Annotated in this window: 14 protein-coding genes and 1 pseudogene; 12 read left to right on the top strand and 3 right to left on the bottom strand. The window is 54.1% G+C overall.

From position 1 onward, the window contains the following. Positions 1–434: 434 nt before the first annotated feature. Together LG52_RS10580 and LG52_RS10575 are read right to left on the bottom strand one after the other, a co-directional pair. Positions 435–1,115, bottom strand: a complete 681-nt coding sequence (locus LG52_RS10580) for a GNAT family N-acetyltransferase (RefSeq protein WP_044731890.1) — start codon at positions 1,113–1,115, stop codon at positions 435–437. Positions 1,116–1,188: 73 nt separating this feature from the next. After that, positions 1,189–1,389, bottom strand: coding sequence for a YbxH family protein (locus LG52_RS10575; RefSeq protein ID WP_044731889.1), 201 nt, complete (start codon positions 1,387–1,389; stop codon positions 1,189–1,191). Between the two features lie 150 nt (positions 1,390–1,539). Here LG52_RS10575 and LG52_RS10570 point away from each other — a divergent pair, with 150 nt between their 5' ends. From LG52_RS10570 to odhB, 3 genes are all read left to right on the top strand, one after another. Beyond that, on the top strand, positions 1,540–3,516 hold the full coding sequence (locus LG52_RS10570; protein ID WP_044731888.1) for a methyl-accepting chemotaxis protein: 1,977 nt from the start codon (positions 1,540–1,542) through the stop codon (positions 3,514–3,516). 753 nt (positions 3,517–4,269) lie between these two features. Beyond that, the gene (locus LG52_RS10560) at positions 4,270–7,122 is read left to right on the top strand and encodes a 2-oxoglutarate dehydrogenase E1 component (RefSeq protein ID WP_044731886.1); all 2,853 of its coding nucleotides are present in this window, start codon (positions 4,270–4,272) and stop codon (positions 7,120–7,122) included. Positions 7,123–7,153: 31 nt separating this feature from the next. Further along, the gene (odhB, locus tag LG52_RS10555; RefSeq protein WP_044733210.1) at positions 7,154–8,413 is read left to right on the top strand and encodes a 2-oxoglutarate dehydrogenase complex dihydrolipoyllysine-residue succinyltransferase; all 1,260 of its coding nucleotides are present in this window, start codon (positions 7,154–7,156) and stop codon (positions 8,411–8,413) included. Positions 8,414–8,635: 222 nt separating this feature from the next. Here the strand turns inward: odhB and LG52_RS10550 are convergent, their stop codons facing one another. After that, the gene (locus LG52_RS10550) at positions 8,636–8,890 is read right to left on the bottom strand and encodes a hypothetical protein (protein ID WP_044731885.1); all 255 of its coding nucleotides are present in this window, start codon (positions 8,888–8,890) and stop codon (positions 8,636–8,638) included. A 233-nt stretch (positions 8,891–9,123) separates the two neighbouring features. Between LG52_RS10550 and LG52_RS10545 the strand changes: the two genes are divergently transcribed. The 9 genes and pseudogenes from LG52_RS10545 (at position 9,124) to LG52_RS10505 (ending at position 18,290) form a co-directional block, all read left to right on the top strand. Continuing rightward, positions 9,124–9,909, top strand: coding sequence for an SDR family oxidoreductase (locus tag LG52_RS10545; RefSeq protein WP_044731884.1), 786 nt, complete (start codon positions 9,124–9,126; stop codon positions 9,907–9,909). Positions 9,910–9,914: 5 nt separating this feature from the next. Beyond that, a pseudogene (locus LG52_RS10540) lies at positions 9,915–10,802 on the top strand (NAD(P)-dependent oxidoreductase); the annotation flags it as partial. A 228-nt stretch (positions 10,803–11,030) separates the two neighbouring features. After that, the gene (locus LG52_RS10535) at positions 11,031–12,242 is read left to right on the top strand and encodes an acyl-CoA dehydrogenase (protein WP_044731882.1); all 1,212 of its coding nucleotides are present in this window, start codon (positions 11,031–11,033) and stop codon (positions 12,240–12,242) included. Between the two features lie 18 nt (positions 12,243–12,260). Next, complete coding sequence (locus LG52_RS10530; RefSeq protein ID WP_044731881.1) at positions 12,261–13,043, top strand: SDR family oxidoreductase; 783 nt, start codon at positions 12,261–12,263, stop codon at positions 13,041–13,043. A gap of 27 nt (positions 13,044–13,070) precedes the next feature. Continuing rightward, positions 13,071–14,690 carry a long-chain-fatty-acid--CoA ligase gene (locus tag LG52_RS10525; protein WP_044731880.1) on the top strand — a complete coding sequence of 540 codons (1,620 nt, stop codon included), beginning with the start codon at positions 13,071–13,073 and terminating at the stop codon, positions 14,688–14,690. Positions 14,691–14,796: 106 nt separating this feature from the next. Continuing rightward, on the top strand, positions 14,797–15,366 hold the full coding sequence (locus LG52_RS10520) for a TetR/AcrR family transcriptional regulator (protein ID WP_082055745.1): 570 nt from the start codon (positions 14,797–14,799) through the stop codon (positions 15,364–15,366). A gap of 102 nt (positions 15,367–15,468) precedes the next feature. Continuing rightward, the gene (locus LG52_RS10515) at positions 15,469–16,527 is read left to right on the top strand and encodes a phosphotransferase family protein (RefSeq protein WP_044731878.1); all 1,059 of its coding nucleotides are present in this window, start codon (positions 15,469–15,471) and stop codon (positions 16,525–16,527) included. Positions 16,528–16,536: 9 nt separating this feature from the next. Beyond that, positions 16,537–17,319, top strand: a complete 783-nt coding sequence (locus tag LG52_RS10510; RefSeq protein WP_044731877.1) for a 2-phosphosulfolactate phosphatase — start codon at positions 16,537–16,539, stop codon at positions 17,317–17,319. Beyond that, positions 17,316–18,290 (top strand): quinone oxidoreductase family protein, encoded by a 975-nt coding sequence (locus LG52_RS10505; protein WP_044731876.1) that lies wholly within the window; start codon positions 17,316–17,318, stop codon positions 18,288–18,290. The genes LG52_RS10510 and LG52_RS10505 overlap by 4 nt, the downstream gene beginning before the upstream one ends. Positions 18,291–18,360: the final 70 nt, after the last annotated feature.

Below are 18,360 nucleotides of genomic sequence, written 5' to 3'. Positions count from 1 at the left end.
TTACGAGACCTCCTTAATGTTTATTTCACCGCTAACATTATTGCCAGGATCTCGTCAGTGCTTTCTCTTTTTTGTCACTAAATCACAAAATTTGGTGATGAACCGTAAATAAATAGGTTCATCACCAAAAGTTGTACTTGCACCTGTCATGAAAGTATGTTAGCTGTTTCTAGCCGAACCCGCAATGCAAAACGCTGGATATTTCGGTATCCGTATCCCCGACGTTTCATCAGCTTGATCTTGTAGCTCTTCACCAAAAGTTGTACTTGACTGTTTCAGATCATGTCTTGCTTACATGCATAAGGAAAATCAGTAAATCAACGATTTTCCTACATGGTGACACGAGAAAAAGCCTCGCTTGTCAAGTACACGTTGTGGTGATGAACCTTATTTTTTTGCGTTCGTTGCCGACAATTCCTGTCATTTGGTGTCTGTTAATTTTTTTTGGTCATCTGCCTAAATGGATTGCGCCATTCCATTAACACGGCATGGTTGAGCGATTCTTCGTCTTCTAAATAATTACGGACAATCGCAAGCGGCGTTCGCCCGCAACGGAGCAAAAACGTAATGACCGGATCGCTCAGCTCGCCGGCGACTACTTTGTCGATGTAGGCTTCGGGTGATAATTCGTTAGCGTAACGATGGTAGCCGGGCATCCGCCCGCCGCCGAGCAGCCGGTCGAGGTCGAGATGGACGACGACTTCATACATCGACTGCATGAGCCACTTGCCGAGGCTGAGCTTCCGGTATGGCGGCGAGACGCAAATGTCGACGACATAAAGCGTGTTGCCGTCCGGGCGGTGGTTGCGGATGTAGCCGCCGTCGGTGATTTCTTCCCATGTATGATCGGTATGGGCTGGATCAAAGTCAACGATCAAGCCAGTCATCGATCCGACGATGCGCCCGCCGACTTCGACGCAAATCGCTCCTTCGGGAAACAAGGTGACATGGTTGTGAAGCTGTTGTTCGTTCCACCATAACTCCGATGGAAACGGTGGCGGAAAACTTTCTTGCTGCACGCGGATGAGATCAGCAAAGTCGTCTTTCGTATAGTTGCGGATGACCGCTTCGCGCGGGGTGTTGCCGTCAAAGACGTATAAACGTTTATCGTACATGCCGATCCCCCTTGCTTTTTTACCTTCATCATAACGGAAAACGCGAAAAAATGGCAAGAAAAGCCTCCGGCAGCTAACAGCGGCCGGAGGCTTTTTGCTCGACATACTCGCTCACAAGCGCTTCAATTTGCTGTTCATTTGGCTTTTCGCCGCGAAAGGGAAACACAATTTCATCGATGAATTTCCCGTTGCGGTAAACGTGCAACGCCCCTTTTTGCAACAGGACGCTGTATTCGATCTCAAATCGATATCCTTCGTGTTCGATGGCGCCCATTGTCATTCACCTTCCTCTAGTTTATTGTCCCATGTGCGTCGATTCGTTATGTATGAATTAAGAAGGTCCTCCTATAGACGGGGGACGATCGTCCTTTGTATAATGAAAATTAGTTCGACAAAAAGAGGAAACAGAGGGGAGAAATAGCGAGTGTTCCGGACATTGCGCAGCAAATTGATCGTCTTGATGGCTTTATTGTTAGTTATTTCCCTGGCAGCGACGCAACTCGTTGGGGTTGTGCAAATACGGCGGATGGTTGACGCTGATGTGAAACAACGGGCGCAGACGGCGCTTGACGGGCTGCTTGGCGACATTCGCGACAGTTTTCAAAGTGAAGAGAACAGCTTAGTGCAATTCAGCGAATCGCCGTTGGCTTTGCAAATGGTTCGGGACGAAAGCGCCTGGTCCGGGCTGGAAAAGCAGTTCCGTACGTTTTTGCGCCTGCATGAGAATGTGCAATTCATCTATATTGGCACCGAGCAGAAGAAAATGTACATCACGCCGATGACAGAGCTCCCGGACGGATACGATCCGACGAGCCGCCCGTGGTATAAAGAAGCGATGAAGCGGCCGGATGAAGTCGTGTGGACCGAACCTTATGTCGATGCCATTACTGGCAAGCACGTTGTGACGTTGGCCAAAGCAGTGAGCGAAAACGGCCGCATTGCTGCGGTCATCGGCATCGATATGACGCTCGATGCGGTGACGAGAATCGTCAATGCGAGCGACGTCGGCTATCACGGCTATCCGGTGCTGTTTGACGCGAAAGGGACGGCGGTCGTCCACCCGCAATATAAAGGAAAAAACATGGCGAAAAATGCGACGATCCGCTATATGCTCGAGCATGAAAAAGGAATGCACGAATATGAGCAAGACGGCGAACAGCGGGTGATTTACTTCACTACTATTCCAGAGCTCGGCTGGAAGGTCGGCGTCGTCTATAAAGAAAAGGACTTATCGGCGATGAGCCGCTCGCTTGGAGTAAACATGCTTGTCATTACCATTATTGCGCTCATTGTGGCGCTTGTTGCCGTCTATTTCTTGGCGCGCTCGATCACAAGGCCGATTGCTGCGCTGCAAGAGCAAGTCGAAAAGGCGGCGGGCGGCGACTTGACGGTGCACGCGCGTGTCACTGCCAAAGATGAGATTGGCCGCCTCGCCCGCCACTTCAATGACATGATCGACCATATGCGGATGCTGATCAGCGAGGTAAACCGCTCGGTCAATGAATTGGCCGCTTCAGCTGACCATTTGAGCGCTGTCTCGGAAGAAACGATGGCCACAAGCGAACAAGTGGCAAAAGCCATAGGCGAAATCGCCAAAGGAACGACCGATCAAGCAGGAAGCCTTGATACGATCAATGAGCGGACGACGGCGCTGTCGCAGCAAATCGAAGCGGTCACGAATGCGACGGCTGGCATGGAGTCGCTGTCCGATGAAACGAAAACCGCGAGCTACGACGGCTTGGAGCATTTAAACATTTTGCAGAAAAAATCGGAGGAAGCGAAAAATGAACTGGAGTCTGTCGAAAATGTCATTAGCGACCTTGTGAAAAAGATGGATGAAATTGACGGCGTCATTCAAACGATCACGGCCATTTCCGGACAGACGAATTTGCTGGCGTTGAACGCCAGCATCGAGGCGGCGCGGGCTGGCGAGCATGGCAAAGGGTTTGCCGTTGTTGCCGATGAGGTGCGCAAGCTGGCCGAACAATCAGCGAAAGCGACGGAGATGATCCGCGCGACGATCGCCGCCATCCAGCAGCAAGCCGGGCTGGTGATGGAGGCGGTCGGCCGCTCCAAGCAGGCGTACGACGAACAAAGAGAAGCCGTGCATACGACCGGCGATTCATTCGTGAAAATCACCGGTATGATGGAACAATTGACGACAGCACTGGCTGGAGTGTTGGAGGAAGCTAAGAAGATGAACATAAGCAAAGATGATGTCGTCGGAGCGATGCAAAACATCGCCGCTATCGCCCAACAAGCAGCGGCAGCGGCGGAGGAAGTGGCCGCTTCGGCCGATGATCAGCTGCAGGCGCTTTCGACGGTGACGGAATCGGCGGAGGCGTTGAACGAAATGAGCCAAAAACTGAAACAACTGGTGGAAAAATTTAAAATTTCATAAAAACAGAAGGCGCCCCAACTGCAACGGGCGCCTTTTTTATAAAAATAGGAAAGTATAAAATTTTGCAATTGGGCAGAAGAGCTGTCTAGCTCCAAGCGCCATCGGTGTGATGCGCTCCGCCCCTTCTTTCGGCGGCGACACATGGAGTTCGCTTCTTTGAAATATCCCACGCAAGCCCAAGCTTTGCTTGGGCTGAGCCTCCTTGGCGGGGCTTGTGCGCTCTTCGCAGAGCCAAGGAATGGCGACATTTCGCCGTTGCCCGCAGGATGCGGGCTGTCTTTAGGCGAAATTGGGGCGCTTTGCGCTTTTCTTATCATTTTCATCACTAACCGAGAAGCCCCCACTTCAACGCCACAAGTGGGAACAACGGAATTGTGGGGCTCATAGGGATGGCTCGGCTGGCCTGCCGTAGGGCAGGCGCCCCCGCCCCTTTTAAGCGATTGCGTAGACGGGATAGCGTTCCGTTTGTGCAGGGGGCAGTTTCAAAAATAAGCGAAAGATGAACCGCCTAAATCATGAATGTTCCGCCGCCGTGCAGTCACGATCTTTTTTCTATTCATACAATGATAATAAGTGAAATTTTTTCAGCTTCTTCGTCGATTTTAGTGAGCGATAGTGCTAAAATAAACAGTGAAAACGTTTATACCGTTATTTTGCTGTACGTTTGGGGATACTGGCAGCTAAATGAGGACTTTCATGCATAGCTGTTGCCCAGCCCGAACGATGCGAAAACAAGGTGGAGGTTTTTTCACGATGGCAAAACAGACGAACTACGCTCAACCGTGGAGCCAGTTTTACGGGCCGAACCTCGGTTATGTCATCGAAATGTATGAACAATACCTCGATGACCCTAACAGCATCGACCCGGAACTGAAGCAATTGTTCGAACAGTGGGGGGCGCCGGTCTTGGAAGAACCGGTTTCTCCTGCGGATGACGAAGCAGCCAAAACGCATCAAACGTTCCGGCTGCCGGAGACGCCGACAATTTTCAGCAAGCTTGTCGCTGCCGTCAAGTTGGCGGACAGCATTCGCCATTATGGCCATCTGGCTGCCGATACGAATCCGCTTGTCAAAACGGAGAAAAAGCTGCGCCGCTTGGAGCTTGACGAATACGACTTAACCGAAGAGGATTTAAAGCGCATTCCGGTCGCGTTTCTTTGCCCGCACGCTCCGGCGCATGTCAAAAACGGCTGGGACGCCATCTTGCATTTGCGCAAAATTTACACAGACAAAATCGCGTTCGAATTCTCGCAAGTACATAATCTCGAAGAGAGGAACTGGCTCATTCAGCAAATCGAGTCCGGAGCGTATTACCCGAGCTTGGCGAACAAAGAGCGGGTTGCTTTGTTGCGCCGCCTGACGGAAGTGGAAGGGTTTGAAAAGTTCATCCACCGGACGTATGTCGGGCAAAAACGGTTTTCGATCGAAGGACTTGATTCCATGGTGCCGCTTTTGGATGAGCTCGTCCGCCAAGCGATCGAACATGAAATCGACGCCGTCAACATCGGCATGGCGCACCGCGGCCGGTTGAACGTGCTGGCTCACGTGCTCGGCAAGCCGTACGAAATGATTTTCGCCGAGTTTCAGCATGCGGAAAGCAAAAACTTTATTCCGTCTGAAGGGGCGGTGGCGATCACGTACGGGTGGACGGGTGATGTCAAATACCACTTAGGGGCGGCGCGCCGCCTTCGCAATAAAAGCGCCCATACGATGCGGATTACGCTCGCGAACAACCCAAGCCATCTCGAAGTGGTCAATCCGGTTGTGCTTGGCTACACGCGCGCCGCGCAAGAAGACCGGACAAAACCAGGCGTGCCAGTGCAAAATACTGATGCGTCGTTTGCCATCTTGATTCACGGCGATGCCGCGTTCCCGGGACAAGGGATCGTCGCGGAAACGCTCAACTTAAGCCAGCTGCGCGGCTATACGACCGGCGGGACGATCCATATCATCGCCAATAACATGATCGGCTTTACGACGGAAAGCTACGATTCACGCTCGACGACGTATGCTTCCGATATGGCGAAAGGGTTTGAGGTGCCGATTGTGCACGTCAATGCCGACGACCCGGAGGCTTGTTTGGCGGCCGCATGCTTGGCGTTTGCCTACCGCCAGCGGTTCAAAAAAGATTTCGTCATTGATTTGATCGGCTACCGCCGTTTTGGCCATAATGAAATGGATGAACCGATGGCGACGAACCCGACGATGTACGCGATCATCAACCAACATCCGACCGTGCGCCAGCTGTATGCGCAAAAATTGATGGAAAAAGGGATTATCACCGAGCGGGAAGTCGACGAAATGGAGCAAGAGGTGGCCGAACGGTTGAAAATCGCCTACGAGCGGGTGCCGAAAAACGAAGATGAGCTCGATTTCATCATGGATCCGCCCAAACCGGTCGTCGATCGGCTGCCGGAAGTGAAAACGGGCGTGGCGAAAGACGTGCTCCATCGTGTGAACGAAGAATTGCTGCAGTTTCCGGACGGATTCAACGTCTTTAACAAGCTTGAGCGCATTTTAAAACGGCGAAGCGGCGTGTTTGCGCAAAACGGCAAAGTGGATTGGGCGCACGCGGAAATTTTGGCGTTTGCTACCATTTTGCGAGATGGCGTGCCGATCCGTTTGACCGGACAGGACTCGCAACGCGGCACGTTCGCCCAACGCCATTTGGTGCTCCATGACGTGAAAACCGGAGAAGAGTATGTGCCGCTTCACCACATCAGCGGCGCCAAAGCGTCGTTTGTCGTGTACAACAGCCCGCTGACGGAAGCCGCCGTGCTCGGCTATGAATACGGCTACAACGTCTATGCGCCGGAGACACTCGTGCTTTGGGAAGCGCAATTTGGCGACTTCGCCAACATGGCGCAAGTGATGTTTGATCAATTCATTTCATCCGGCCGGGCGAAATGGGGGCAAAAATCCGGGCTTGTCATGCTCTTGCCGCACGGCTATGAAGGGCAAGGCCCTGAACATTCAAGCGGCCGCGTCGAGCGCTTTTTGCAGCTGGCGGCGGAAAACAACTGGACGGTCGCCAACTTATCGACGGCCGCGCAATATTTCCATATTTTGAGGCGGCAGGCGGCGCTGTTGACAAGAGAAGAAGTGCGTCCGCTCATCATTATGACGCCAAAAAGCTTGCTCCGTCATCCGCTTGCCTCGTCGGATGCGGAAGTGCTCGTCGACGGTGCGTTCTCGCCGGTGCTCGAGCAACCGGGATTGGGAACGGACGCCGACAAAGTTGAACGAATTGTGTTTGGCACCGGCAAATTGATGATCGATTTGGCGGAACAAATCGGCAAAATGGAAGGGCTCGACTGGTTGCATATCGTGCGCATTGAAGAGCTGTATCCGTTCCCGGAAGAAGCGGTGAGAGGCATCATCACCCGCTATCCGAACGTCAAAGAGCTCATCTGGGTGCAAGAAGAACCGAAAAACATGGGGGCTTGGACGTATATGGAACCGCGCCTGCGGGCGTTGGCTCCAGAGGGGGTCGATGTCAGCTACATTGGGCGGCGCCGGCGGGCCAGCCCGGCGGAAGGCGATCCGGTCGTCCACCGAAAAGAGCAAGAGCGCATCATCCGCTGTGCATTGACGAAGCATGAATGATGACTACGGAACATTTGAGGAGGGCATCAACGTGGCTGAGATCAAAGTCCCAGAGTTAGCAGAATCCATCACGGAGGGAACGATCGCCCAATGGCTGAAAAAACCGGGCGACTACGTGGAAAAAGGAGAAACGATTTGCGAGCTTGAAACGGATAAAGTGAACGTGGAAATTATGGCGGAAGAGTCGGGTGTTTTGCAACAGCTGCTTGCCAATGAAGGCGATACGGTTGCGGTTGGCCAAGCGATCGCCATTATCGGCGAAGGAGCGGCAGAACCGACTGCCGCTTTGCAAGCTGCCCCGCAGCCGGTTGACGAAACGGAAACGGCCGCGCCGGCCGACCGCGCCGAGCAGCCAGCGCCGCAGCCGGTCGCGGTCGCCCAAGCCCCAGGCCAACGCCCGATCGCTTCGCCGGCCGCCCGGAAAATGGCGCGTGAAAAAGGGATCGATTTAACACAAGTGCCAACGGCTGATCCGCTCGGGCGCGTCCGGAAACAAGACGTCGCTTCGTTTGCTGTACAACCGGCCGCCCCGCAGCCGGCTCCGCAAGCCGCGCCGACGCCGGCCGCCATTCCAGCCGCCGAGGCTGGCAAGCCGGTGATTCGCGAAAAAATGTCGCGCCGCCGGCAAACGATCGCCAAACGGCTGCTTGAAGTAACGCAAACGACCGCGATGTTGACGACGTTCAATGAAATTGACATGTCGGCGGTCATCGATCTGCGCAAGCGGAAAAAAGATAAATTTTTCGAGGAGCATGACGTCCGCCTCGGCTTTATGTCGTTTTTCGTCAAAGCGGCCGTCGCCGCGCTGAAAAAATATCCGTACGTCAACGCGGAGATCCAAGGCGATGAAATTTTGCTGAAAAAATATTACGATATCGGCGTGGCCGTTTCGACGGACGAAGGGCTCGTCGTCCCGGTTGTGCGCGACTGCGACCGGAAAAACTTTGCTGAAATTGAGCGCGATATTGCCGAATTGGCGGCGAAAGCGCGCAGCAATAAGTTGTCGCTCGCCGATTTGCAAGGCGGCACCTTTACGATCACCAACGGCGGCGTGTTCGGCTCGCTTCTGTCGACTCCGCTTCTCAACGGGCCGCAAGTCGGCATTTTAGGGATGCATTCGATCAAACTGCGCCCGGTCGCCGTCGATGAGGAGCGGATCGAAAACCGTCCAATGATGTACGTCGCCTTGTCATACGACCACCGCATCATCGATGGCAAAGAGGCGGTAGGGTTCTTAAAAACGGTGAAAGACTTGATCGAAAATCCGGAAGATTTGCTGCTTGAAAGCTGACCAAGAAGGAAAAGGGGAGCCTGCGATGCGCGGGCTCCTTCCTTTTCGCGGGCTGGGGTCAGTTGGAGAGTTTTCTCATTTTCTTGCGGAAAAATACTGAAGAAAATAAGAAGGGGAATTCGAAATCACCCGCACATGGTTTCCCTCGACGGCGCGCATATTCGAAAGGCGCAAACCTGCACAAAGGCAGGTTCCGCGATGCCCCGTGAACAAACACGACGGTTACGGCTGACGATGGTTCAGAAAAGAAAACAAGCCGACAAACAAAAAAATTCCGCCGACCATTTTATACGTGCTTATATATTCTTTCAACATTTGCAAGTATTCTTGAGAGCCGACAGAGCCACCCATCGACCGAACCCACGATGAAGCAAGGCGGCTCCCTAATTCAGGGCTGTTTAACATTAGCAACAATCCAATGAGAGAAAGAATAAGCGAAACAAACTTCATTGCGTTTGGGTCTTTGAACGCATTCATTTTATATGCCTCCTTTTTAACGATCCGTTTATGCTATATAGATGCAACGAAAACGTTTACCATATCCTTGACGGAAAAGTCGCTTCTCCATTTAACCGAGTTCTTTATGGATCGTTTCCGTTTCCGCTGTTTTTTAGTTGTGTGATGTTGCTTTTTCAATGTAAAGCAGGAAAATGGCGAATCAACGCGAATATAGTTATTCAACACCATTCCTTTTTGTTGGAGGGATTCGTATGGAACTTGGATTGGCAGGGAAAACGGCGCTTGTCGCTGCTTCAAGCCAAGGGCTCGGCAAGGCGATCGCCCGGGCGCTTGCGCTGGAAGGGGCGAACGTCATGATTACGAGCCGGAACGAAGAAAAGCTGCAGGAAGTCGCCGAGGAGCTTAACCGTTTACATAAGGGCCGCGTCGCTTATACGCGCACAGATGTCACCAACGCCGACGACATTCGCCAGCTTGTCGCCAAAACGGTGGAGACGTTTGGGACGATCGATTTGCTCGTCAACAACGCCGGCGGCCCTCCGGCGGGGACGTTTGAAACGGTGAGCGACGAAGACTGGCAATATGCGTTTGAGCTCAATTTGCTGAGCTATATTCGTCTCATTCGCGAAACGCTCCCTTACTTAAAGAAAAAGGGAGGAAAAATTGTCAACATCGCCTCATCATCGATTAAAGAGCCGATTCCGGGGCTCATTTTATCCAACACGTTCCGCACCGGCATCGTCGGGCTGACGAAAACGCTTGCTGTGGAGCTGGCGCCGGATGGCATTTTAATCAATACGGTGGCTCCTGGTCGGATCGCGACGGAGCGCGTTGCCTTTTTGGACAAAGTGAATGCTGAGAAGCTTGGCATTACGAAAGAAGAAATGGAAGCGCGCATGAAAAGCGCCATTCCGCTCGGCCGCTACGGAACTCCGGAAGAGTTTGCCAACGTCGTCGTCTTCTTGTTGTCCGAGGCGAATTCGTACGTCACCGGTCAAGCTCTCATCGTCGATGGCGGCATGGTGAGAGCGATTTAAGGCAAACCGACAGGAGGGGAGACCGGATGAAAACGATCGGATTCATCGGCCTTGGCGTCATGGGGAAAAGCATGGCGCGCCATTTGTTGAAGGCGGGCTATCCGCTTCTCGTCTATACGCGCACAAAAGAAAAGGCGGAAGGCTTGCTTCAAGAAGGAGCGGTTTGGAAGGAAACGGTTGCTGATTTGGCGCGGGAGTCGGATGTCGTCATTACGATGGTCGGCTATCCTCACGATGTCGAGCAAGTGTATTTCGGCGAAGGCGGCATTTTGGAGAACGCGCGGCCGGGAACGTACGTGATTGACATGACGACGTCAACGCCGACGCTCGCGCAATCGATTTACAAGGCGGCCAAGCAAAAGGGGATTCACGCTTTGGACGCTCCGGTGTCCGGCGGCGACATCGGCGCGCGCGAAGGAACGTTGACGATTATGGTCGGCGGCGACGAGGATGTTTTTTTGGCGTGCAAGCCGATTCTCGAACGGCTTGGCACGAACATCGTGCGGCAAGGAGAAGCTGGAGCCGGCCAGCATACGAAAATGTGCAACCAAATTGCCATCGCGACGAACATGATAGGGGTGTGCGAGGCAATGGCGTATGCGAAGCGGGCTGGTCTTGATCCATTCAAAGTGTTGGAAAGCATCGCCAAAGGCGCGGCTGGCAGCTGGTCGCTGAGCAACTTGGCGCCGCGCATGCTGTCCGGTGATTTCGCGCCTGGGTTTTACGTGAAGCATTTCATTAAAGATATGAAAATTGCGCTTGAAGAAGCTGAGCGCATGAATTTGCCGCTTCCTGGCCTGGCGCTGGCGAAATCGATGTACGAAGAGCTCGCGCGGGCCGGCGAGGAAAACAGCGGCACGCAAGCGCTCTACAAGCATTATATGAAAGAGTGACAAGGGCTGACCCAAAAGCTTCATTCTTCTCAAATGAAATACAACATATTGCGCATGATTCATTGTTTCGTGTCTATATATGGTGATGAGCAAGGGTGTCCCCATCCTTTTGGGATACCCCCTTTTCATTCGATATATTAGTCAAAAAATATTGAATATTACTCCCTTTAGAGGTATAGTAAAAATAAAGGAACATACTAACCAGTTAGTATAAAAGGGGAGGATGACATGGACTTTTCCTACTCGCCGAAAGTCCAGGAGTTGATCAAAAAATTAAGCGCTTTCATGGAAGATTATATTTACCCGAATGAAAAAGTGTACGAGGAACAGTTGAATGCTCAAGAGTCGAGATGGTCGGGCGTCCCCCCGATCATGGAAGAATTGAAGGAAAAGGCGAAAAAACAAGGGCTTTGGAATTTGTTTTTGCCGGACAGCGAGTACGGCGCGGGATTAACGAATGTTGAATATGCACCGCTTTGCGAAATTATGGGCCGTTCTCTCATCGCTCCGGAAGTGTTCAACTGCAATGCGCCGGATACCGGCAATATGGAAGTGCTCGTCCGCTACGGCACAGAGGAGCAAAAGAAAAAATGGCTGACCCCGTTGTTAAACGGGGAAATCCGCTCCTGCTTTTCGATGACCGAGCCGGACGTTGCGTCAAGCGATGCGACGAACATTCGCGCCTCGATCGTCCGCGACGGCGACGAATACGTCATCAACGGGCGAAAATGGTGGTCGTCCGGGGCCGGCGACCCGCGCTGCAAAGTCGCCATCGTGATGGGAAAAACGAACCCCGATGCGCCAAAACATGAGCAACAGTCGATGATCATCGTTCCGCTCGATACACCAGGAGTGAAAATTGAACGGATGCTGCCGGTGTTCGGGTTTGACCATGCGCCGCACGGGCATGCGGAGATTACGTATGACAACGTGCGGGTGCCGAAGGAAAACATCATTTGGGGAGAAGGGAAAGGGTTTGCCATCGCCCAAGGACGGCTTGGCCCGGGGCGGATCCACCATTGCATGCGCTTGATTGGTGCAGCGGAGCGGGCGCTTGAACTCATGTGCCGGCGCGTACAGTCGCGGGTGGCGTTCGGCAAGCCGCTCGCTGAACACGGCGTGATCCGAGAGTGGATCGCCCAGTCGCGCATTGAGATCGAGCAGGCGCGTTTGCTGACGCTAAAGGCAGCGTACATGATGGATACGGTCGGCAACAAAGCGGCGCGCAAAGAAATTGCGATGATCAAGGTAGTGGCGCCCAATGTCGCTCTGAGGGTCATCGACCGCGCCATTCAGGCGTTTGGCGCTGCTGGGGTGAGCAACGATTTTCCGCTTGCCGCCATGTGGGCGAACTCGCGCACGCTCCGATTGGCCGATGGACCGGATGAAGTGCATAAAGAACAAGTAGCGAAACTTGAATTGCGGCAATATCAATCATAAGGGAGAGGAAGTGTCCATATGCATGTGTTGGACTTATTTAAAATCGCGGGAAAAACCGCCATTGTCACGGGCGGCGGGCGCGGGCTCGGCGAGCAAATTGCCGTCGGCCTTGCCGAAGCTGGGGCGGACGTCGTCGTTTGTTCGCGGAAAGTGGAAGCGTGCGAGCAAGTGAAAGAAAAACTGGAACAACTCGGCGTCCGCTCGCTGGCGCTAAAGTGCGATGTGACGAATCCGGAGGATGTCAAACACGTCGTCGAAACGACCGTCAAAGAGTTTGGCGGCATCGACATTTTAGTGAACAACAGCGGAGCGACGTGGGGAGCGCCGGTCGAGGAGATGCCGCTTGAGGCGTGGCAAAAGGTGATCAACGTCAACGTCACCGGCACGTTTCTCATGAGCCAGGCGGCCGGCAAGGTGATGATCGCCGGCCAAAAAGGCGGCGCCATCATCAATATCGCCTCGGTCGCCGGTCTTGGCGGCACGCACCCGGACATTTTAAATACGATCGGCTACAATACAAGCAAAGGAGCGGTCATCACGTTTACGAGAGATTTGGCAGCCAAATGGGGGAAGCACGGCATTCGCGTCAACGCGGTGGCGCCGGGCTTTTTCCCGACGAAAATGTCAAAAGTCGTTCTTGAACAAGTGGGGAACAAAGTGCTCGAGCATACGCCGCTCGGCCGCTTTGGCGGAGACGATGATTTGAAGGGGGCTGTCTTGTTTCTCGCCTCGCCGGCGTCTGCGTTTGTCACGGGGGCGCTGTTAGTTGTTGATGGCGGCAGCCATGCGACCGGCATTTAACAAAATGAAAAAAAGGGGGAAACGCAAATGAGCGAGAAACGGGCGTTGTCTCTTTATCCGGAGCACATTTCGTTCAATATGGATATTCCCGACAAAACGGTATGCGATGTACTGCATGAGCGGGCGGCGGAATTCGGCTCCCAGCCGGCGCTGACGTTCTATGACAAGACGATGACGTACGCCGAGCTTGAGGCGGCGGTCAACCGCTTCACCTCGAGCCTGCAGGCGCTTGGAGTGCAAAAAGGCGACCGTGTGGCGATCATGCTGCCGAACTGCCCGCAATATGTCATCGCTTACTATGGCATTTTGCAGGCGGGCGCCATCGTCACCCAAGTCAACCCGATGCTTGTGGAGCGTGAACTCGCCTATTTGCTGAAAGACTCCGGCGCCGAGACGATTGTCATTTATGAGCCGCTTTATTCCCGCCTTGCCGCGGTCAGAGGGGGGACGGCCGTCAAGCAGGCGGTCACCGTCAGTCTTGGGGCGCCGCCGTCTGTTTCACTGGCTCCCGGGGACGTGACGTTTGATGAGTTTCTTGCCCGAGGGAGCGGAGCGGTGCGCTCGGTGCCGATTGAACCAATGTATGACGTCGCTGTGCTGCAGTATACTGGCGGGACGACGGGGCGTTCCAAAGGGGCGATGCTCACCCACCGCAACATTTTTGCCAATGTCTTGCAGTGCGCCGAGTTTTTCAAAGGGACGTTTGAGATGGGGAAAGAGCGGTATTTGACCGTCATCCCGTTGTTCCATGTGTTTGCGATGACGTCTGGCATGAACTTGGCCATTTACCAAGGGGCGGAAAATATTTTGCTGCCGCGCTTTGAGTTGAAAGAAGTTTTGGAGACGATTCGCGACAGGCAGCCGACCGTGTTTCCAGGCGTGCCGACAATGTATGTCGCCATCACGAATACGCCGGGGGTTGAGCAGTACGGCATCAGCAGCATTAAAACGTGCAACAGCGGCAGCGCGCCGATGCCGCTCGAGTTGATGCGCGACTTCGAGGCGAAAACGGGGGCGGTCGTTCTTGAAGGATACGGATTGTCCGAAGCCTCGCCGGTGACGCATTGCAATCCTCCGTTTGCAGCGCGCAAGCCGGGCACGGTCGGCATCGGCATGCCGCTGACCGAGTACAAAGTCGTCGATGTGGCGACCGGCACGCAAGAGCTGCCGCCAGGCGAAGTCGGCGAGCTGATTATCCGCGGGCCGCAAGTGATGAAAGGATATTGGAACATGCCGGAAGAAACGGCGGCGGCGCTTCGCGACGGTTGGCTGTACACCGGCGATTTGGCCTCGATCGACGAGGAAGGGTATGTGACGATCGTCGACCGGAAAAAAGATCTAATCATCGCCGGCGGCTATAACATTTATCCGCGTGAAATTGAAGAAGTGCTGTACGAACATCCAGCGGTGAAAGAGGCGGCGGCGGTTGGCGTGCCTGATTCATACCGCGGCGAAACGGTGAAGGCGGTCATCGTCTTAAAAGATGGAATGCAGGCAAGCGAAGAAGAGATTCTTGCCCATTGCCGGAAAAACTTAGCGGCGTACAAAGTGCCGCGCATCGTCGAGTTCCGTGCCGAACTGCCGAAGACGAACGTCGGGAAAATTTTGCGCCGCGCCTTGCGTGAAGAAGCGTCCCGATCGCAATAACGTTGCGGCTTTCGGCCAAGTCCGAAGCGGGCTTGGCCGTTTTATGGTACAATAGCTGACAGCAACCATATTAGACAAGAGGTGTAAAAACGTGAAGGAGAAAATTATGGCTGTCAGCATCGAACTATTTGAGCAAAATGGGTTTAGCGAAACATCGATCCAAGACATCGTTGACGCCCTTGGGGTGACAAAAGGGACGTTTTATTACTATTTTACAAGCAAAGAAGAACTGTTGATGGATATTCACCTTCGCTACATTGAACGGCTGCTTGACGAAGAGGAGCGCATTATAAGCGATAAACAGCGCTCGGTGCGGGAGCGACTGTATGATATTGTCTTCATGCTCATCCATAATGTCGAACGGCAAGGACGGGAAGCGCGCATTTTTTTTCGCGAAATGAAACATTTGAATGAGGAGCATTTACAGAAAGTAAAAGAAAAGCGCGATTTGTTTCGTCATCGGTTGCAGGCGTTAATTGAGGAAGGAATGAAAAGCGGTGAACTGCGCCGCGATTTGTCGCCATCGATCGCCACGCTTACCGTGCTTGGGGCGGCCAATTGGAGCTACCAATGGTTTCGCCCGGACGGTGAGCTGACCGATGCCGAGGTGGCGAAACAGATGGTGGTGATTTTGCTTGATGGCATGAGCGCGTCGTCTGTCTCGAAAACCGAGTGAAAAGAGAGACCAACAAGTGCCGAGCCGATGGGGGGATCAATGGACGCTGTCCGTGCGGGAGCATGGCGCGCTTGAATTGTTGACCAAGGGGGAAAGGGAGAGATGACAGCGATTATTCCAGTGCGCAAGGGGGAAGAGCTGCCGGCAGGGAAGCTGGCCAAGTTTTTGCGCACGGTGCTGCCGGACATGCCGGATGGGGAGCTTGAGATCCAGCAATTTTCCGCCGGCCGGTCGAATTTGACGTATTTGCTCCGCTGCGGAGAGTGGGAGGCGGTGCTGCGCCGGCCGCCGTTGGGCCCGGTGCCGCCAAAAGCGCATGATATGAAGCGGGAGAGCATATGGCTTTCGGAAATCCATCCGCTGTTCCCGCTCGCACCGAAACCGTTCTATTTTTGCGAAGACGAATCGGTGATCGGGAGCCCGTTTTTCGTCATGGAGCGGCGGCATGGCGTCGTGATTGATAGCGATTTTCCTGACGGCATCACTCCGACGGAGGAGGTTTGCCGCGGCATCTCCGAGACGATGGTCGAGACGCTTGTCCGCATCCACCAAATCGACTATACCCAAACGCGCCTTGTGCAGATGGTGAAGCCGGAAGGGTTTATGGAGCGGCAAGTGCACGGATGGATTCAGCGCTATGAGCGGGCCAAGACGGATGATATTCCGGAAGCCGAGGCGCTGATGAAGTGGCTCGCTTCCCACATCCCACCGCAGCGCGAAGCAACGGTGATTCATTATGACTTTAAGCTGAACAACGCTTTGTTTGCCAAAGATGACGTAACGAAAATGGTCGGTTTGTTTGACTGGGAAATGTCGACCGTCGGCGATCCGCTTGCCGATTTAGCGGTGGCGATGAGTTATTGGATTGAAGAAGATGATCCGCCGCTTGTGAAAAATGGATTTGGCCGCGCGCCGGCCACCGTCCGTCCCGGTTTTTATACGCGCGAGCAGTTTATTGAGGCGTATGCGAAAAAAAGCGGCCGTGATGTATCTGATATACACGTTTATTTAACGTTTGCCTACTTTAAACTAGCAGTCATTTGCCAGCAAATTTATTACCGCTATCGCCGCGGACAGACGAACGATGAGCGGTTTCACCATTTTGGCCAGTTTGTCGAAGCGCTCATTGAGCATGCATGGCAGCTGGTGACAGGACGGTGAGGCGGAGTGATGACAAAAGTGCATGTCGTGCTGCGCAAAGAAGACATTGATGAGATGGCGCTTGCTGATCGAAAGGTGGCTGTCGTGTTCGATGTTCTGCTTGCTACCTCGTCGATTACAGCAGTGCTCTCTGCCGGCGCTCGTTCAGTGATCCCGGTGCGCAACGCCGAGGAGGCCAAGGAGATCGCGTTTCGCTTGCCAGAGGGCAGCTATGAGCTCGTCGGCGAATACGAAGGGCGGACGATCGCTGGTTTTCATCCGCCGGCGCCGCTGTTTTTGCAAACGGTTTGTCCAGGGAAAACAGTCGTGCTATCGACGACCAATGGCACGGTGGGGATTCGCAGAGCCCAAGCGGCTCGCGCGGTGTACGCGGCGAGCTTGCTGAACAGCCCGGCGGTCAGCGAGCATATTTGCCGTTTGCATCAGGAAGAGACAATCATTGTAATTTGTTCCGGCTCGTCCGGCCGTTTTTGCCTAGAAGACTTTTATGGCGCCGGCTACTTTGTGCACTGCTTGATCGAGCAAGGGATCAACGCGGCGGAGCTGTCCGACAGCGCGACGGCCGCATGGCTCTTTTACCGGCAATATTCGGATGAAGGAAAGGCGAAAGAAGTGTTGTCTGCCTCGCGCGTCGGCCGTTGGATGACGGCGTACGGCTTGGAAAAAGAAATCGACTACATCAACCGGCACGGGTCGCTTTCTGCCGTTCCAAAACTTGAGCTGGGGCCGTTCGGCCCGGAACTGCGCGATATGGCGTCAACAAAAGCAACGAAAGAGGGGGTATCGCCATGAAATTTGTCCAATTTGTTGAATACGGTGGACCGGATGTCTTGCGTGTTTGCGAAGGCGAACGTCCGAAGCCCTCGGGGCGGCAAGTCGTGATTGAAGCTGAAGCGATCGGCGTCAACTATGCGGATACAGCCCGACGGGAAGGCCGCTATATCGTGCCGACGCCGCTTCCGTTCGTACCCGGGACGGAAGTGGCCGGTGTTGTCCGTGAAGTCGGCCCGAAGGTGCAAACGGTCCGCCCGGGGCAACGCGTCGTCGCGTTGATCGAATCCGGCGGCTATGCGGAATTTGTCGCTGTCGATGAACGGGCGGTCGTGCCGCTTTCGGATGGCATGGATGCCCGGCAGGCGGCGGCCTTGCCGGTGCAAGGGCTAAGCGCCTACCATATTCTCAAAACGATGGGCCGGTTGGAAGAAGGGGAAACGGTGCTCGTTCACGCCGCAGCCGGCGGCGTTGGAACGATTGCCGTCCAATTGGCGAAACGGTTCGGCGCCAAAACAGTCATCGCCACGGCAAGCACAGAGGAAAAGCGGGCGTTGGCGGAGCGGCTTGGTGCTGATGTCACTATTGATTATACAAAAGACGACTGGGCTGCGGCTGTGATGGAGGCGACAGGCGGGCGCGGCGTCGATGTCGCTTTGGAAATGGCGGGCGGCGATGTATTTCATCAGACGCTCGATTGCCTCGCTCCGTTCGGCCGCCTGGTCGTATATGGGGCGGCGAGCGGAGAAATGACGCGTCTCAATCCGGTCCGGCTGATGGCGAAAAACTGGTCGGTGATCGGCTTTTTCCTGCCGCAAATCATGAAAAAGCGGGCGTTGTACGAACAAAGTTTGCGGGAATTGCTCGCGTGGGTGCAGGAAGGAAGCCTGAAGCTGATGATCGGCGGCGTTTATCCGCTCGAGCAGGCCGCCGAGGTGCATCGGCTTTTGCAAGGACGGAAAACGCATGGCAAGCTGCTGCTTGTGCCATAAGTCAAGAAGGTGTCCCCAAAAGGTCGGGACACCTTCTTTTGTATTGTCACCAAAAGACAAAAGCGAACGC

Origin of the sequence: Geobacillus kaustophilus (genome assembly GCF_000948285.1) — a bacterium.
GTDB classification, from domain to species: domain Bacteria; phylum Bacillota; class Bacilli; order Bacillales; family Anoxybacillaceae; genus Geobacillus; species Geobacillus thermoleovorans_A.
The sequence above is the reverse complement of the archived record's forward strand: the minus strand, read 5'-3'. Positions and strand labels throughout refer to the sequence as shown.

Excerpts from the sequence above, each read along its gene's own strand:
- LG52_RS10580 (WP_044731890.1), bottom strand. The coding sequence starts at position 1,115 with ATGTACGATAAACGTTTATACGTCTTTGACGGCAACACCCCGCGCGAA.
- LG52_RS10575 (WP_044731889.1), bottom strand. The coding sequence starts at position 1,389 with ATGGGCGCCATCGAACACGAAGGATATCGATTTGAGATCGAATACAGC.
- LG52_RS10560 (WP_044731886.1), top strand. The coding sequence starts at position 4,270 with ATGGCAAAACAGACGAACTACGCTCAACCGTGGAGCCAGTTTTACGGG.
- LG52_RS10550 (WP_044731885.1), bottom strand. The coding sequence starts at position 8,890 with ATGAATGCGTTCAAAGACCCAAACGCAATGAAGTTTGTTTCGCTTATT.
- LG52_RS10545 (WP_044731884.1), top strand. The coding sequence starts at position 9,124 with ATGGAACTTGGATTGGCAGGGAAAACGGCGCTTGTCGCTGCTTCAAGC.
- LG52_RS10535 (WP_044731882.1), top strand. The coding sequence starts at position 11,031 with ATGGACTTTTCCTACTCGCCGAAAGTCCAGGAGTTGATCAAAAAATTA.
- LG52_RS10530 (WP_044731881.1), top strand. The coding sequence starts at position 12,261 with ATGCATGTGTTGGACTTATTTAAAATCGCGGGAAAAACCGCCATTGTC.
- LG52_RS10525 (WP_044731880.1), top strand. The coding sequence starts at position 13,071 with ATGAGCGAGAAACGGGCGTTGTCTCTTTATCCGGAGCACATTTCGTTC.
- LG52_RS10520 (WP_082055745.1), top strand. The coding sequence starts at position 14,797 with ATGGCTGTCAGCATCGAACTATTTGAGCAAAATGGGTTTAGCGAAACA.
- LG52_RS10515 (WP_044731878.1), top strand. The coding sequence starts at position 15,469 with ATGACAGCGATTATTCCAGTGCGCAAGGGGGAAGAGCTGCCGGCAGGG.
- LG52_RS10510 (WP_044731877.1), top strand. The coding sequence starts at position 16,537 with ATGACAAAAGTGCATGTCGTGCTGCGCAAAGAAGACATTGATGAGATG.
- LG52_RS10505 (WP_044731876.1), top strand. The coding sequence starts at position 17,316 with ATGAAATTTGTCCAATTTGTTGAATACGGTGGACCGGATGTCTTGCGT.